Origin of the sequence: Nonomuraea jabiensis (assembly GCF_014204795.1) — a bacterium.
GTDB lineage: Bacteria > Actinomycetota > Actinomycetes > Streptosporangiales > Streptosporangiaceae > Nonomuraea > Nonomuraea jabiensis.
The window spans coordinates 11,587,136-11,603,003 of the sequence record NZ_JACHMB010000001.1; the positions used below are offsets into that span (position 1 = coordinate 11,587,136).

Below are 15,868 nucleotides of genomic sequence, written 5' to 3' on the forward strand. Positions count from 1 at the left end.
CCGCACCCCGCACCCCGCACCCCGCACCCCGCACCAGCGTCCCGGTCCGCCACACCCACACCAGCGTGCCGCAGCAGCAGGACCCCGCCCCCGCGTGGAGTGCTCCTCCTCGCAGCGACCCGCGTCGGGGCGCCCCGCCCACCACCAGGCGCCCCGATCGGCCACATCGCCAAAGCTGCCCCCCACACGAGGAACCCCGCGCAGGGCGGCTCAGAAGGAGAGGATCTTCCGCAGGAAGCGGCCCGTGTGGCTCTCGTCCACCAGCGCCACCTCCTCAGGCGTCCCGCTGGCGACCAGCGTCCCGCCCCGGGACCCACCCTCGGGCCCCATGTCGATGATCCAGTCAGCGGTCTTGATCACATCGAGGTTGTGCTCGATCACGATCACCGTGTTGCCGCCGTCGACCAGCCGCCCGAGCACCCCCAGCAGCCGCCGGATGTCCTCGAAGTGGAGCCCGGTCGTCGGCTCGTCCAGCACGTAGATCGTCCGCCCGGTCTGCCGCCGCTGGAGCTCCGAGGCGAGCTTGACCCGCTGCGCCTCACCCCCGGACAGCGTGGTCGCCGGCTGCCCGAGCCGTACGTAGCCCAGACCCACGTCGTTGAGCGTCTGCAGGTGACGCTTGATCGCCGGGATCGCCTCGAAGAAGCCCAGGGCCTCCTCGATCGGCATGTCGAGCACCTCGGAGATCGTCTTGCCCTTGTAGTGGACCTCCAGCGTCTCCCTGTTGTAGCGGGCGCCGTGGCAGACCTCGCAGGGGACGTAGACGTCCGGCAGGAAGTTCATCTCGATCTTGATGGTGCCGTCGCCCGCGCACGCCTCGCAGCGCCCGCCCTTGACGTTGAAGCTGAAGCGCCCGGGCTGGTAGCCGCGCATCTTCGCCTCGGCGGTGGCCGCGAACAGCTTGCGGACGTGGTCGAACACGCCCGTGTACGTGGCCGGGTTGGAGCGCGGCGTGCGCCCGATCGGCGACTGGTCGACGTGGACGACCTTGTCCACGTGGTCCATGCCGTTGATCCGCGAGTGCCGCCCCGGCACCGTGCGGGCGCCGTTGAGCTCCTTGGCCAGCGCGTTGTAGAGGATGTCGTTGACCAGCGTCGACTTGCCAGACCCCGACACACCCGTGACCGCCGTGAACACGCCCAGCGGGAAGTCGATGTCGACACCCTTGAGGTTGTGCTCGCGCGCCCCCTTGACCGTGATCTGCCGCTTCTTGTCGCGCTTGCGGCGCTTGGCCGGGATCGCGATGCTCTTGCGCCCGGACAGGTACTGGCCGGTCAGCGACTCCTCGCTGCTCAGGAGGTCCTGGACGGTGCCGGACACGACGACCTGGCCGCCGTGCTCGCCGGCGCCGGGGCCGATGTCGACCACCCAGTCGGCCGCCGCGATCGTGTCCTCGTCGTGCTCGACGACGATCAGCGTGTTGCCCATGTCACGCAGCCTGACGAGGGTGTCGAGCAGCCGCATGTTGTCGCGCTGGTGGAGCCCGATGGACGGCTCGTCGAGCACGTACAGGACGCCGACCAGGCCGGAGCCGATCTGCGTGGCCAGCCTGATGCGCTGGGCCTCGCCGCCCGCCAGGGTGGCGGCGGCGCGGTCCATGGTCAGGTAGTCGAGGCCGACGTCGAGCAGGAAGCCCATGCGGGCGTTGATCTCCTTGACCACCCGCTCGGCGATATGCATGTCGCGGTCGGACAGCTTGAGCCCGGCCAGGAACTTCGCGCACTCGCCGATCGACATGGCCGCGACCTCGGCGATCGACTTGTCGGCGACGGTGACCGCCAGCGTGACCGGCTTGAGCCTGGCGCCCTTGCAGGCCGGGCACGGGATCTCGCGCATGTAGCCCTCGAACCGCTCGCGGGTCGAGTCGCTCTCCGCCTCGGCGTGCCGGCGCTGCACCCACGGGATGACGCCGTCGTAGGTGGTGTAGTAGGAGCGCTGGCGGCCGTAGCGGTTGCTGTAGCGTACGTGGACCTGCTCGTCGTGCCCGTACAGCAGCGACTTCTGCGCCTTCTTCGGCAGCTTCTCCCACGGCGTGTCGAGGTTGAACCCGACCGCGTGGCCGAGCGCCTCGATCAGCCTGACGAAGTATTCGCTCGTGTGGCCGCCGGACCAGGGGTGGAGCGCGCCGTCGCCGAGCGTGCGCTCGGGGTCGGGCACCACCAGATCGGGGTCCACCTCCATCTTCGTGCCGAGACCCGTGCACTCGGGGCAGGCGCCGAACGGGGAGTTGAACGAGAACGAGCGCGGCTCCAGCTCCTCGAACGACAGGTCGTCGTAGGGGCAGTAGAGGTGCTCGGAGTAGAAGCGCTCCCGGTTGGGGTCGTCCTCCGGCAGGTCGACGAACTCGAGCGTGATCGTGCCGCCGGACAGCTGCAACGCCGTCTCGACCGAGTCGTTGAGCCGGCGCCGCGCCGAGTCCTTGACCGACAGGCGGTCGACGATGACCTCGATGTCGTGCTTCTCGTACTTCTTCAGCGTCGGCGGCTCCTCCAGCCGCACGACCGTGCCGTCGACCCTGGCCCTGGCGAAACCCTTGGTCTGCAGCTCGCGGAACAGCTCGGCGTACTCGCCCTTGCGGCCCCTGATGACCGGCGCGAGCACCTGGAAGCGGGTGCCCTCCTCCAGGTCCATCACGCGATCGACGATCTGCTCGGGCGTCTGCCTGGCGATCGGCCGCGAGCACACCGGGCAGTGCGGCTTGCCGATGCGCGCCCACAGCAGCCTCAGATAGTCGTAGACCTCCGTGATCGTGCCGACGGTCGAGCGCGGGTTCTTGCTGGTGGCCTTCTGGTCGATCGACACCGCGGGCGACAGGCCCTCGATGAAGTCGACATCGGGCTTGTCCATCTGGCCGAGGAACTGGCGGGCGTACGCCGACAGCGACTCGACGTAGCGCCGCTGCCCCTCAGCGAAGATCGTGTCGAAGGCCAGGCTCGACTTCCCAGAGCCGGACAGGCCGGTGAAGACGATCAGTGAGTCTCGCGGCAGGTCGAGCGAGACGTCCTTGAGGTTGTGTTCTCGTGCACCACGCACGATCAGGCGGTCTGCCACGGCGATCCCGGAGGTCAAAAGGCGGATAGGTCCACGGGGGATGGTAGACGGGGGCTACGACAATTTCGGCGGACCGTTTGCCCGGCCCCCGAAAATCCGTCCTTCACAGGTTACGGCCATCTCCCACCCCGGCAGGAGCCCTTCCACATTCAACCAGCTGACCTGCGGCTTTATGCCGGACACCAGCCCACGCCTCCAAATGATGAAATATCCAGACATGACCGTCCTACTCGCGCTGCAGGCCGAGCTGACCACGGCCACCAGCCGGCTGCTGGCCACGGCGGCGTCCCTGTCCGACGCCGACCTCGCCGCACCCTCCCTCCTGCCCGGCTGGACCAGAGGACACGTGCTCGCCCACGTCACGCAGAACGCCGACTCCCACCTCAACCTCCTGACCTGGGCGAAGACCGGCGTCAAAATCCCACAGTACGCCTCCTACGAGGCCAGGACCGCCGCGATAGAGGCCGCCGCGGCCCATCCCGCCGCCCGGCACCTGGCCGATCTCGCGGACGGCGCCGCCCGCCTGGCCGCCGCCGTCCGCGACCTCCCGCAGGACCGCTGGTCCGCCCTGGTGGAGGGCATGCGCCCGCCCGAGCACCCCGCCTGGTACCTCCTGGTACGCCGCCTGCGCGAGATCGAGCTCCACCACGTGGACCTGGCCGCCGGGTACGGCCCCGCCGACTGGCCCGAACCGTTCGTCCTGCGCGAACTCCACGACTGCCGCGCCTGCTGGCCACACGCCAACAGCACGGTGAGCGAGATCACGCTCAAGAACCCGTCGGGCGAGATCACCGCCGGCTGGCCCGGTCTCGGCTCCGGACCCGCGGTCGAGGGCGCGCCGGCCGACATGCTGGCCTGGCTGACCGGCCGGTCGAGGGGTGAGGGCGTTACGCTGGTGCCAGAGGGGCAGTCGTTCACGCCCGAGGGCGCGGGCCTTCCGGAGCCGCCGCCGTGGCTGACGATGCCGGCCCCCGCTGATCTGCCCACGACACCCCCGAAGGACTACCCATGACCTACACAGGTGACGTCCAGGTCGGCGGTCCCGCCGACGTGCGCGAGCTGCCCGCGCTCACCATCTACAAGCTCGCCGTCGGCCCGTTCGACAACAACGCATACCTGCTGCGTTGCGCGGAGACCGGCGAAGGGCTGCTGATCGACGCGGCCGCCGACGCCGACCGCCTGCTCGCGCTGATCTCCGACCGGCCGGTCGGCTCGATCGTCACGACCCACCAGCACGGCGACCACTGGCAGGCGCTGGAGCAGTTGACCAAGGTCACCGGCGCTCAGGTGATCGCCCACCCGCTCGACGCGCCCGCCCTGCCCGTGCCGGTGGAGCGCAGGGTCGAGCACGGCGACACCATCACCGTCGGCGCCGTCACGCTGGAGGTCATCCACCTGCGCGGCCACACGCCGGGCTCGATCGCCCTGCTGTACGACGGCGGCGAGGCGGGACACCACCTCTTCACGGGCGACTCGCTGTTCCCGGGCGGCGTCGGCAACACGCAGAAGGACCCGCAGCGCTTCACCCAGCTCTACAACGACGTGGTGGAGCGCATCTTCGACCGCCTCCCCGACGAGACCTGGGTCTACCCGGGCCACGGCAAGGACACCACCCTCGGCGCCGAACGCCCGTCCCTCCCCGAATGGAAATCCCGCGGCTGGTGACCTGATCACCAGCTGTCAGCTGGACGGACTTGCGCGGCCTGCCGCTGGGGCGACGCCTCTGGGAGCGAGTAACGCCTCTTCCGCAACGGTGCCGTCCTCTCGAACGCCGCCGAGGCCAGACAAACCACGGAACCGGCCCAGAATGCGCGTCGTCACGGCGAGCAACCCGTGAGCCTTCACGACCGGCCATGACAGACGGCCACCCACGTCGGCGCGTGCGGCCCACCGTGCGCAGCCGTAAAAGATGGGCTTGAAGACCAGCATGGCCCTGAAGACCAGCGCGACCCACCGCACAGCCGCAAAATGCGCCTAATAACGGGTGGAGAGGACGTGGAGGATGCGGTCGGCCGCGAGGGCGGGGTCGTCGGCCAGGCCGACGAGCTCGCCCCACGACCACCGGTAGAACCATCCCTCGGACATCGGCACGCAGTCGACGGTCTCCGCCAGCAGCGCCATGTCGGGGTCGCTGATCCGCAACGCGGGCGGATAGGGCCGGAGGGTGGCCATCAGCCCGCGTTGCTCCAGCTCCGTGGCCAGCTTGCCGAGATAGTACGTGCGCGTGTGCTCGCGCGGCGTAGCCGACATGGCTCCATCAAAGCCGAAGTAAGACGAAAAATCCCGGTCAGTTGTTAATACGTTCGGCTTCGCGGCGCTGCTCCCGCTTGTAGAGCAGTACCCGCAGAGGGATCGCCGCCACGAGCGCGATCTGCATGCTCGCACCGATCTTGATCGGCATGTCGCCGCCCTCGGGCCAGGCCACCCAGAAGGTCAGGAACGCCACGTTCACCATGATCCACCCCAGGACGCCCGCCAGGACCTGCCCCTTCGGCTTGGGGTACTCGATCCGGCTGACCATCAGCCACGCCACGGCGAGCACGGCCAGCAGGGACCAGACGCTCGGCTGGAACAGCAGCACGATGGAGATCACGGTCATGGCGCCCATGGGGATGGGCAGGCCCATGAAGTCGCCGCTCTTGGTCTTGACGCAGGCGAACCTGGCCAGGCGTACGACGCCTGCGACCAGCACGGCCGCCGCCGCCCCGACCACCATCGGGAACGGCACCTGGTTGGTGAACCCGCCCCAGATCACGACCATGAACGCGGGCGCGAACCCGAAGCTGATGACGTCGGCCAGGTTGTCGAGCTCGGCGCCCATCGCCGAGGCGCGGAAGCGCCGCGCGACGAGGCCGTCGAACAGGTCGCACGTCGCGCCGATGAGCAGCAGCACGATGGCGGTGGCGAAATAGCTGGGAACGGGCGTGAAATGACCGCCGGCGACCTTCAGCTGCTGGATCGCGGAGTACGCCAGCACGCACACCGCGAGGAACCCGCAGACCGCGTTGCCCAGCGAGAGGGAGTCCGCAGCGGACAGACGGAACGCCTTGCCGACGGGGCCACGAGGTTCTTCCTCATCCGCCTGCCAGCTGCCGGCGTCAGCCGCGGTCAATTCTGGTCACCCCCGCAACCGTCTTCTCACCCACGGACACCGCGGGAGAGATGCCTTCGGGAAGGTAGATGTCGACGCGCGAGCCGAACCTGATGAGCCCGATCCGCTCGGCCTGCGCCACCTTCGCGCCACCGCTCACGTACGGCACGATCCTGCGCGCCACCGCGCCCGCGATCTGCACCATCTCGATGTCGCCCAGCGTGGTCTCGAAATGCCACACCACGCGTTCGTTCTGGTCGCTGTCCTTGTTGAACGCCGGCAGGAACCCACCTGCCACATGCTGCACGGAGGTGACATTTCCCGCAAGAGGGGCCCGATTGACGTGTACGTTCAGCGGGCTCATGAAGATCGCGACCCTGGTGCGGCCGTCCGGCCACGGGTCGATGCTCTGCACCACGCCGTCGGCCGGCGACAGGATGCGTCCCTCACCGGGAGTGCGGTCGGGGTCGCGGAAGAACCAGAGCATACCGCCGGTGAGTGCGCTCAGCGGCACCGCCGCGAGCGCCCAGCGCCGGTCTCGGCGCGTCAGCAGCGCGGTGGCGGCTGCCGCGGCCACCGTCGGGAGGAGCCACGGGGAGACCCCGCGTGCGAGCCTGACGCGGCTCGACTTGGCAGAATCGTCTGACACGTACAACCTTTGATGGTGACTGGATTGGGCGCTTTGCCGTGATGTTACAGAACTAGCAACTATTACACGGCACAACTACACAAGCAAAGCGCCTCGAAGCCCTTTTCGCTAGACCTGCTCCGGGTGCGGTTCCTCGCCCTTGCGCGCGTCGATGCGGGCTTTGATCAGGCTGGCCACGGTGGTGATGACCATGGTGGCGCCGATGACCGAGAGCGACACCCAGATGGGAATTTCGGGCGCCCAGGAGACATGGCTGGCGTGCAACGCCTCCAATATCAGCTTAACCCCGATGAACCCCAGGATGAACGCCAAACCATAGCTGATGTAGACCAGTCGCTGCAGCAGCCCGCCCAGCAGGAAGTAGAGCTGACGCAATCCCATCAGGGCGAACGCGTTGGCCGTGAAGACGATGAACGGGTCCTTGGTGAGCCCGAAGATCGCCGGAATCGAGTCGAGCGCGAAGAGCAGGTCGGTGCTTCCGATCGCGACCATCACGATGAGCATCGGGGTCACCATGCGCCTGCCGTCGATCTTGACGGTGACCTTGGAGCCGACGTACCCGTCGGTGGTGGGGAAGGCCCTGCGGACCCACCTCAGCACGACGTTCTCGTTGAACTCCTCTTCCTCGCCCTTGAGGTGCTGGCGGATGAGGTTGATCGCGGTGTAGACGAGGAAGGCGCCGAACACGTAGAAGAGCCAGCTGAAGCGCTCCAGGGCGGCGGCCCCGAGCGCGATGAAGATGCCGCGCATCACCAGCGCGAGCAGGATGCCCACGAGCAGCACCTTGTGCTGGTACTGCCGTGGCACGGCGAACCTGCTCATGATGATGAAGAAGATGAAGAGGTTGTCGACGCTCAAGCTGTATTCGGTGATGTAACCGGCGAAGAACTCACCGGCCTTGTCACCTCCGACCGTGGCCCACAGGAGCACCCCGAACACAATGGCGAGGGCCACATAGAAGGTCACCCAGTATCCGGCCTGCCGCATGGAGAACTCTCGGGCTTCTCCACGGTCGACTATCCACAAGTCAATGGCGAGGACGACAAGAAGACCGCCGATCACGGCGATCCAGGCCCACACGGGTACAGTCACGTCAAGACCCTCCGGCATGCACGACTCATTGCCGGAGGTCTCTCCCGCCCGCCGAAAACTGCGGACCGGCAGCCCCGGGGGCCCCATGGAGCGGGGCTGCACCGTGATGACGAGGCTGTCGCGAAGGGATACTCCCCTCCCTAACCCAGGCAGTATATGAGAACCGTTCGGCGCGACCTAATCATCCTTTGGATCTTGACCACCGTAAACGGCCAGCACGCTCTCGACGGCGTCGTCCTCCCCGGGCATCTCCCGCCCCCGCCGCGCAGCCGCCGCAGCCAGCGTTTCCGCAGCTCCAGGCACTATGAGCGCCTGTACGGCCCGGCGCAGCGCCTCGACGTCCCCCGGCGGGACCAAGATCCCGGCATCTCCCAAAATTTCTGGAATCCCACCCACATCGGAGGCGATTGCCGGCGTTCCCGACATAAGCGCCTCGCGAAGAGTCAGCGGCTGGCCCTCCCACCTGCTCGGCATCACCAGCGCGACGGCGGCCCCGAGCAGGTCAGGCACGTCGTCCCGGTTGCCCAGCAGCACCACGGGCAGGTTCTCGGCCTGGATCCGGCTCTGCAGCACCCCGCGCAGCGGCCCGTCCCCCGCGACCACGAACAACGGCTGCCCGGACGGCCACGGCCCGGCGGCGACGTCGAGCAGCGTCTCGAGCCCCTTCTGCTGGGCCAGCCGGGCGATCGTCAGCAGCACCGGCCGGTCACCCGCGCCCAGCTCGTCCCTGACCTGCCCCGGGGTGCGCGCCGCCGGCCGGAGCCCGGGCGCGGGCACCACGGCGGTCCGCACGTCGCGTGCCCCGAGCCGGGCCATGCCCGCACCGAGGTCCGGCGAGACGACGAGCACGTGATCGGCCCGCCGCGCCACGATGCGCTCCAGGACCCCGTAGACCCGCCCGACGAACCCTCCGGTGGTCAGCGCGTTATGCAGGGTGACAACCAACCGCGCCCCGCCCCGCCTCCCTAGGACGGCCGACGCCCCGCCCCGCTTCCCCAGGACGGCCGACGCCCCGCCCCGCTTCCCCAGGGCGGCCAGCGCCCCGGCTCGCAGCCCGTGGGCGTGGACGACGTCGGCATCCCATGTCAACCGCCTGATGGCGAGCACGGTGCGCAGGTCGTTCGCGGGGTGCGGCCGGTCCGAGACGGCCACCGCCGCAAACCGCGCCCCGGCACGACCGTAGGAGAACTGCTCCTCGACGCTACGCGGCCCGATGACGGCCACCTGGTGCCCGCGCCGCACCAGCCCTTCAGCCAGCATCCGGACATGCCGCCCGGTGCCACCGGACGTGGTGCCCAGCACGAAAGCCACCCGCACAACCCACTCCTTCCTCACCACTCCCGCCCACCAGCCCATGGACCGGCCCACTCACCCGGGCCCGCTCAGCCCCGCCCACCCCAACCTGGCCTGCTCAACCCGGCCCACCCCGGCGCAGCAGCCCAACCACGGCGTCGGCGTCGGCCCGATCGACCAAGGCCACCACCACGCCCCCCACCGCCAGCGCCACGACGGCGGCCAGGACCGTAACCCCCACGTTGGGCCAGATGCCGCTCGCCCCGACCACCTCCACCACGCCGGCCCCTGCCAGGTACCCCAGCAAACCGCCCCCAGCCGCCGCTGCCGCCGCCCGGGGCAGGCCCGCCACCACCGCGCTCCCCCGCGCACGGACCACGGAGCCGAGAAGCAGCGCCCCACCCACGCTCATGCCGACGCTCATGCCGAGCGCCAGACCACCGATCTTCCAGCCCACAGGCATCACCAGCGCGAAGACCGCCTGCGCGACCGTCGCCACCACCCACGCCGTCACGGTCCCGGTGGCCACAGCCCGGCCACGGCCGGCCGCGTAGAGGACCCGGCTCAGGTGCGCGATCAGCCCATACCCGACCAGTCCCGGCGCGAACAGCGCGATGGCGATGGCCAGCTCCGCCGGCGACACGACGGTCTTGATCCCGAGAAAGACCACGGCGCCCGGCCCCGAGGCGGCGGCCAGCACCCCGGCGGCCAGCCCGGACACCAGCACCACGGCCCGCGTGGTGCGCGCCGCCAGCTCGGCGAACGCCTGCGGCTCGCCGGCCTGCGCCGACAGCCGGGGGAACGCGCTGGTGGCGATGGGCACGGCCAGCACCGCGTACGGCACCAGGTAGATCGCCCACGCGTAGTTGTAGACGGCGATGGCGCCGTTGCCGATCGCGTTGTTCGACAGCACCAGCACCACGATCGTGGCGGCCTGCTGGGCGAGGAGCGCGGCGATCCCGGCGAAGGCGAGCCGGCGCACCTGCCCGGCCACCCCGTCGGGGAACCGCAGGGTGGGCCGCCACCTCAGCCCCAGCCGGGCCGTGGGCCCGATCACGGCCAGCACCAGGGACAGCACCCCCAGGCTGGTCCCCAGCGACAGCGCCAGCTCGGCCGGGCCCGGCAGCCCCTCGAGGTCGCTGTGGCCGCCGCTGAGCGGCACGAACAGCAGGTAGGCCACGATGACCACGATGCTGGACACGAGCGGCGCGACCGCCGGACCGGTGAAGCGCTTGTGCGCCTGCAGCACGCCGTAGAGCACGACGGCGACCCCGTAAAGGGGGATTTGAGGCGCGAAGACGACCAGCATCCGGGTGGCGAGCGCCGTCACCGCACCGGTGTCGCACCCTTCAAGGCCCGAGCCGAAGAACAGCCCGATGACCGGCCCGGCGAACACCGCGGTGAGCACGGCCAGCGGGACGAGCACCACGACCACCCACGTCAGCAGCGCCGAGCTGATCCAGCCCACCCGCTCGCCGGTCTCCCGGTCGTCGTCCGAGGCCCGGGCGGCGAGCACCGGGACGACCATCCCGGCCAGCGCTCCGCCGACGACCACCTCGAACACGATGTTGGGGATCTGGTTGGCCGTCATGTAGGCGGTCGAGAGGCAGTCGGTCCCCACCGTCTGAGCGAAGGCGTACTGCTTGGCGAACCCGGCGACGCGGGCCAGCACGGTGATGGCCCCGATGAGCATGGCGCCACCCGCGACCCCGCGCGCCGTCACCACTGCCACCCGGCCTCCCCAGCCCCGCACCCGATCGTGCCGACGCAGAACATCCTGGCAGGTCGTACCGACAAACGAGCGGTCACACAGGGTCGACCGGACGGCGGCCGAGCATGTCGAGGCGGTTGAGCACGGGGTTGCCGGCGATGACCTTGGTGAAGCTGACCTTCTCCGCGGCGGCGGTCAGCGCCACCACGGTGCCCAGCAGGACGTAGCGGCCCGGACGGCCCAGCTTGGTGACGGCGGCGAGCCCGAGCAGGGCGCCCAGGGAGTTGGCCCCGGCGTCTCCGAGCATGGCGCGCTCACCCAGGTCGTCCGGCAGCAGCGCCGCGGCGGCCCCCAGCGGCACGGCGGCCAGCGCAGCGGCGGCGGGCGAGCCGCGGAAGAGGGACGCGGCCAGCAGGGGCCCGCCGGTCAGCAGGCCCACCTTGATGGCCCGGCCGGGGCGCAGGTCGAAGAGGTTGGCGAGGTTGGCGGCGCCGGCGATGGCGGCGCCGTTGACCAGGGTGTCGACCGGTCCCCGCGAGACGAGGGCGGCGGCGCCGAGCCCGGTGGCGCCGATGCCGAGGATCTTGACGGCGCCGCTGGTGACCTCGCCCCGGGCGAGCGCGGTCAGGTGGCCCTTGAAGCCCTTGGAGGACGTGGTGCCGTACAGGTCGTCGTAGGCGCCGAGCGCGCCGCTGCCCGCGCCCGCGACGAGCGCGGCCAGGCGCAACCGCCCCGGCAGACCGGGCGTGAGCGCGGCCGCCGTGCTCGCCCCCGCCACGAACGCGGGGCCCTCGAGCAGCGTGATGGGCTCGCCGCGGTGGTTCTTGCGCGTCCAGCGGCCGCTCAGGTCGGCCGGCCTGTTGCGGGTGAACGCGGCGTACGCGACGCGGGCGGCGGCGGCGCCGATCGCGGCACCGGCGAGCGCGTAGAGGAGGCCATGGGCCCGGGCTGCAGGCATGTCAGCTCCCTGACTGGGTGGTGGGGGACGGAGTGGCGGTCGTCACCGTGGGCAGCATCGCCGAGGCGCCCTTGCCGATGCCGTACTGGCCGGCGCGCCCGTTCAGCTGCTCCCGGAGAGAGTAGACGATCGTGACCCGGCCCGCGGGCATGTCGGCGGTATCGACCGAGCTGACCCGCTTGGACACCTCGCCGTCGTCTCGCAGGGCGGCGATCGAGTCGCCGGGCGCGGCGGGCGTCGCGATGGTCCCGGCCAGCACGGTGCCCTTGCCCGCCAGGTCGAGCGCGCCGGCCACGGAGACGAGCGCGCCCGCCTGGACCTCGGCGTTCTCGCCCTCGTACGGCTTCTCCGGCGCGAGCATGACGGCGAGCGTGGCCCGCTTGACCGGGTCGCCGTCGGTGGTGAGCAGCCCGCCCGTCTCGAAGGAGCTGACGACGTCGGCGGTGGCGGGGTTGGGGGTGTTGGCCTGCGCCTGGTCGGGGGTGACGAAGGCGGCCGACAGCAGCATGGCGGCCCGGTCCCAGGAGGTGGCCGTGGCCGGGAAGATCATGTTGGCCGGCTTGAACTGGTTGACCAGGCCGTCCAGCACGCCGACGCCCTTGGGGTCGAAGAACTTCTCCGTCAGCGAGGCCCGCCCGGAGACCTCCGCGCCCGCCTGCGTGAGCACCTGCTGCGCGGCCTCGCGAACAGTGGTGCTGGAGCCGGGCGTCTCGACGAGGAGCACCCGCTGGCCCGTCAGAGCACCCGCCACCAGCTCCGGCGTCAGGGCGGTGATGAGCGCGTCGTTGCCGGACTCGCGGCCCTGCAGCGCGTCGAGCTGCGTCCGCAGCTCCTCCTTCGACTTGGTGAGCTGGGCGGCCACCTCCTGCGCCGACTTGACCGCGGGCTCCTGCAGCAGCGTGGTGCCCAGCACGATGCCCACCGCGAGCGCCAGGAAGATCGCGACGATGGAGACGAGGTGATAGCGAAAATCGATCACGAGAAGAGTCCGACCAGCCAGAAGATGAAGGCGTTCCAGGCATCTTGCAGACCGTTCAGCCAGGTCTGGCCGATCGGTGAGAGGAAGAGTGCGACGCTCATCGTGATCAGCGCCGTGATCACGAGCAGGAGCAGTTGCGGGGTGGAGATGCGGCTGCGGTAGAGCCTGCTCACGCCCTTGGCGTCGATGAGCTTGCTACCGATGATCAGCCGGGTGAGGAAGGTGCTGGCCATGCCCGGACGGCCCTTGTCGAGGAACTCCTCCAGCGTGCCGTGGGTCCCCACGGCCACGATCAGCTCGGCGCCCTTGTCGTCGGCCAGGAGCATCGCGATGTCCTCGCTGGTGCCGGTGGCGGGGAAGATCACCGCCTCGCGGCCGAGCTGGTGGACGCGCTCCAGGCCCGGCGCCCTGCCGTCGCGGTAGGCGTGTACGACGAGCTCGGCGCCGCAGGTCAGGGCCTTGGTGGAGACGGAGTCGAAGTCGCCCACGATCACGTCGGGCAGGTAGCCGGCCTCCATGAGCGCGTCGGCCCCGCCGTCGACGCCGACGAGGACGGGACGGTATTCGCGGATGTAGGGGCGGAGAGTGGCGATGTCTTCCTTGTAGTGATATCCGCGCACCACGATGAGGACATGCCGGCCCTCCATGGGGGTGCGGATCTCCGGTACGCCCACTCCGTCGATGAGCAGCTTGCCCTCACCGCGGACGTACTCCATGGTGTTGACGGCGAAGGCCTCGATCTGCACGGCGAGCCCGGCGCGGGCCTCGGCCATGGCCGACTCGACGGCCTCGACGGTCTGTTCGCTGCCCTTGCCGACGATGTCGTCGTCGAGGTAGATCACGCCGTCACTGACGCGTACGACGTCGCCGTCCTTGATGCGTTCGAACAACTCCTGATTGGCGTTGTCGATGAACGGCACGCCCGCTTCGAGCAGAATCTGGGGCCCCAGGTTGGGGTAGCGGCCGCTGATGCCGCTGGCGACGTTCACCACCGCCGCGGCACCGCATGCGACGAGCGCCTCCGCGCTGACCCGGTCAACGTCAACGTGGTCGATAATCGCAATTTCCCCGGGTTGGAGGCGCTTTGTCAGCCTCTTGGTCCGCCGGTCGATTCTCGCCACTGCCGTTACACCTGGAAGGTCTCCAACCTTCCGGCCGCGGAGGCCCGGCATCTTGCTTCCCGGAACCTTCATCAAGACCATCCTGCCAGAGCGAAACAGCGCAGAGGCCACGCATGACGCGGCGTGTCCGCTATGTCACCCAGGATCACCTGTCTGCCGCAGCGAGTCCCAGGAGTTCTTCTGCGTGGGCTCTGCCCAATTCGGAGTCCTCCAAGCCCGCCAGCATGCGGGACAGCTCGCGTACCCTGCCCTCGTGGTCGAGCGTGACCACGCCGCTGCGCACGACGCTGCCGTCGCTCGCCTTCTCGACCACCAGATGCTGGTCGGCGAACGCGGCGACCTGCGGCAGGTGAGTGACCACGATCACCTGCGCGGTGCGGGCGAGCCTGGCCAGCCGGCGCCCGATCTCGACCGCGGCCTTGCCGCCGACACCCGCGTCCACCTCGTCGAACACGAACGTCGGCACCGGGTCCGCCCCCGCGAACACCACCTCGATCGCGAGCATGACCCGGCTCAGCTCGCCGCCGGAGGCGCCCTTGTTGAGCGGCAGCGGCGGCGCGGCGGGGTGGGCGGCCATCCGGAGCTCCACCTCGTCGCGGCCCTCGGGGCCGAACTCCTCGCTCTGGCCGAGCTGCACCACGACCCTGGCATGGGGCATGGCCAGCGCCGTCAGCTCCTCGGTCACGGCCTGGCCGAACCGCTCGGCGGCGCCCTGGCGCACCCTGGTGAGCTCGTCGGCCAGCTCGGTGAGCCGCGCGGTCAGCTCGTCGTGCTCGCGGGTCAGCTCCTCGATGCGCTCGTCGTCGCCCTCCAGCTCGGCCAGCCGGGTGGCCGCCTGCTGCGCCCAGGTCAGGACGCCCGCGCTGTCCTCCGCGTATTTCCGGATCAGTCCGGACAGTACGGAGCGGCGCTCCTGCACCGCCGCCAGCCGCGCCGGGTCGGCCTCGATCGACTCCGCGTAGGCCGCCAGGTCGGTGGCCACGTCGGAGATGAGGTAGCCGGCCTCGGCCAGCCGGTCGGCCACGGAGGCGAGCTGGGGGTCGAAGTCGCGTACGGCCTCCACGGCCGCCCGCGCCTCGCCGAGCAGCGAGATCACGTCGTGAGGGCCGCCCGCCGCCTCCATGGGGTCGCCGAGCAGCGCGGTGTGCGCGGTGGTGGCGGCGCTGCGCAGCGCGTCGGCGTGCGAGAGCCGCTCCTCCTCGCCCCGCAGCTCGGTGTCCTCGCCCGGCTTGGGGTCGACCTTCTCGATCTCCTCCAGGCCGAACCGCAGCCGGTCGGCCTCCTGCGCCCGCTCCCTGGCCCTGGTGGTCAGCTCCTCGAGCAGCGCGCCGACCTGCTTGTGCCGCTTGTACGCCTGCGAGTACGCCCGCAGCGGCTTGACCAGCTCGTTGCCGGCGTAGCGGTCGAGCGCCGCGCGCTGCCTGGCCGGCTGGAGCAGCCGCTGCTGGTCCATCTGCCCGTGCACGGCCACCAGGTCGTCGGCGAGGTAGGTCAGCGTGCCGACGGGCACCGTGCGCCCGCCGAGCCAGGCCCTGGACCTGCCCTCGGCCGAGACGGTGCGCGAGATGATCAGCTCGCCGTCCTCGACCTCGCCGCCGATGTCCTCGACCTGCTGGGAGACGCGCCCGCCCGGCTGGATGACCAGCGTGCCCTCGACGCTCGCCCGATCGGCCCCCGGACGGATGCGCGAGGGGTCGGCCCGGCCGCCGAACAGCAGCCCGAGCCCGGTCACGACCATCGTCTTGCCCGCGCCGGTCTCGCCGGTGACCACGTTGAAGCCTGGCGAAAGCTCGAGAACGGCCTCGTCGATGACGCCGAGCCCCTGGATGCGGACCTCCTCGACCCTTGGTCGCACTGCCCACTCCCGTTCACTGCCGTGTCTGATGGTCACCCGCGTCATCTCCGAACACGTGTGCCAACGTG

General features: G+C 70.2%; 13 protein-coding genes. 2 read left to right on the forward strand and 11 right to left on the reverse strand.

Features of this window, described 5'->3' with window-relative positions:
- Nucleotides 1-210 precede the first annotated feature (210 nt).
- Nucleotides 211-3,051 carry an excinuclease ABC subunit UvrA gene (uvrA, locus tag HD596_RS52955; protein WP_185077009.1) on the reverse strand — a complete coding sequence of 947 codons (2,841 nt, stop codon included), beginning with the start codon at nucleotides 3,049-3,051 and terminating at the stop codon, nucleotides 211-213.
- 217 nt (nucleotides 3,052-3,268) lie between these two features.
- Between uvrA and HD596_RS52960 the strand changes: the two genes are divergently transcribed.
- Nucleotides 3,269-4,063, forward strand: coding sequence for a maleylpyruvate isomerase family mycothiol-dependent enzyme (locus HD596_RS52960; protein WP_185077010.1), 795 nt, complete (start codon nucleotides 3,269-3,271; stop codon nucleotides 4,061-4,063).
- Complete coding sequence (locus HD596_RS52965; RefSeq protein ID WP_185077011.1) at nucleotides 4,060-4,716, forward strand: MBL fold metallo-hydrolase; 657 nt, start codon at nucleotides 4,060-4,062, stop codon at nucleotides 4,714-4,716. The genes HD596_RS52960 and HD596_RS52965 overlap by 4 nt, the downstream gene beginning before the upstream one ends.
- Before the next feature lie 309 nt (nucleotides 4,717-5,025).
- Here the strand turns inward: HD596_RS52965 and HD596_RS52970 are convergent, their stop codons facing one another.
- From HD596_RS52970 to recN, 10 genes are all read right to left on the reverse strand, one after another.
- Nucleotides 5,026-5,301, reverse strand: a complete 276-nt coding sequence (locus tag HD596_RS52970) for a hypothetical protein (RefSeq protein WP_185077012.1) — start codon at nucleotides 5,299-5,301, stop codon at nucleotides 5,026-5,028.
- Nucleotides 5,302-5,338: 37 nt separating this feature from the next.
- Nucleotides 5,339-6,163 (reverse strand): CDP-diacylglycerol--serine O-phosphatidyltransferase, encoded by an 825-nt coding sequence (gene pssA / locus HD596_RS52975; RefSeq protein WP_185077013.1) that lies wholly within the window; start codon nucleotides 6,161-6,163, stop codon nucleotides 5,339-5,341.
- Nucleotides 6,150-6,791 (reverse strand): phosphatidylserine decarboxylase, encoded by a 642-nt coding sequence (locus HD596_RS52980; RefSeq protein ID WP_185077014.1) that lies wholly within the window; start codon nucleotides 6,789-6,791, stop codon nucleotides 6,150-6,152. Before HD596_RS52980 ends, pssA begins: the two co-directional genes overlap by 14 nt.
- A gap of 108 nt (nucleotides 6,792-6,899) precedes the next feature.
- Nucleotides 6,900-7,883 carry a TerC family protein gene (locus HD596_RS52985; protein ID WP_185077015.1) on the reverse strand — a complete coding sequence of 328 codons (984 nt, stop codon included), beginning with the start codon at nucleotides 7,881-7,883 and terminating at the stop codon, nucleotides 6,900-6,902.
- A 177-nt stretch (nucleotides 7,884-8,060) separates the two neighbouring features.
- Nucleotides 8,061-9,200 carry a glycosyltransferase family 4 protein gene (locus HD596_RS52990; protein WP_313046921.1) on the reverse strand — a complete coding sequence of 380 codons (1,140 nt, stop codon included), beginning with the start codon at nucleotides 9,198-9,200 and terminating at the stop codon, nucleotides 8,061-8,063.
- 94 nt (nucleotides 9,201-9,294) lie between these two features.
- Complete coding sequence (gene murJ / locus HD596_RS52995; protein WP_185077017.1) at nucleotides 9,295-10,908, reverse strand: murein biosynthesis integral membrane protein MurJ; 1,614 nt, start codon at nucleotides 10,906-10,908, stop codon at nucleotides 9,295-9,297.
- A gap of 73 nt (nucleotides 10,909-10,981) precedes the next feature.
- The gene (locus HD596_RS53000; protein WP_185077018.1) at nucleotides 10,982-11,845 is read right to left on the reverse strand and encodes a hypothetical protein; all 864 of its coding nucleotides are present in this window, start codon (nucleotides 11,843-11,845) and stop codon (nucleotides 10,982-10,984) included.
- A gap of 1 nt (nucleotide 11,846) precedes the next feature.
- Entirely contained in the window at nucleotides 11,847-12,824 is a 978-nt protein-coding gene (locus tag HD596_RS53005) for a copper transporter (protein WP_185077019.1), read from the reverse strand.
- Nucleotides 12,821-14,017 (reverse strand): putative cytokinetic ring protein SteA, encoded by a 1,197-nt coding sequence (gene steA, locus HD596_RS53010; RefSeq protein ID WP_185077020.1) that lies wholly within the window; start codon nucleotides 14,015-14,017, stop codon nucleotides 12,821-12,823. Before steA ends, HD596_RS53005 begins: the two co-directional genes overlap by 4 nt.
- Before the next feature lie 73 nt (nucleotides 14,018-14,090).
- Nucleotides 14,091-15,845 carry a DNA repair protein RecN gene (recN, locus tag HD596_RS53015; protein WP_185077021.1) on the reverse strand — a complete coding sequence of 585 codons (1,755 nt, stop codon included), beginning with the start codon at nucleotides 15,843-15,845 and terminating at the stop codon, nucleotides 14,091-14,093.
- Nucleotides 15,846-15,868: the final 23 nt, after the last annotated feature.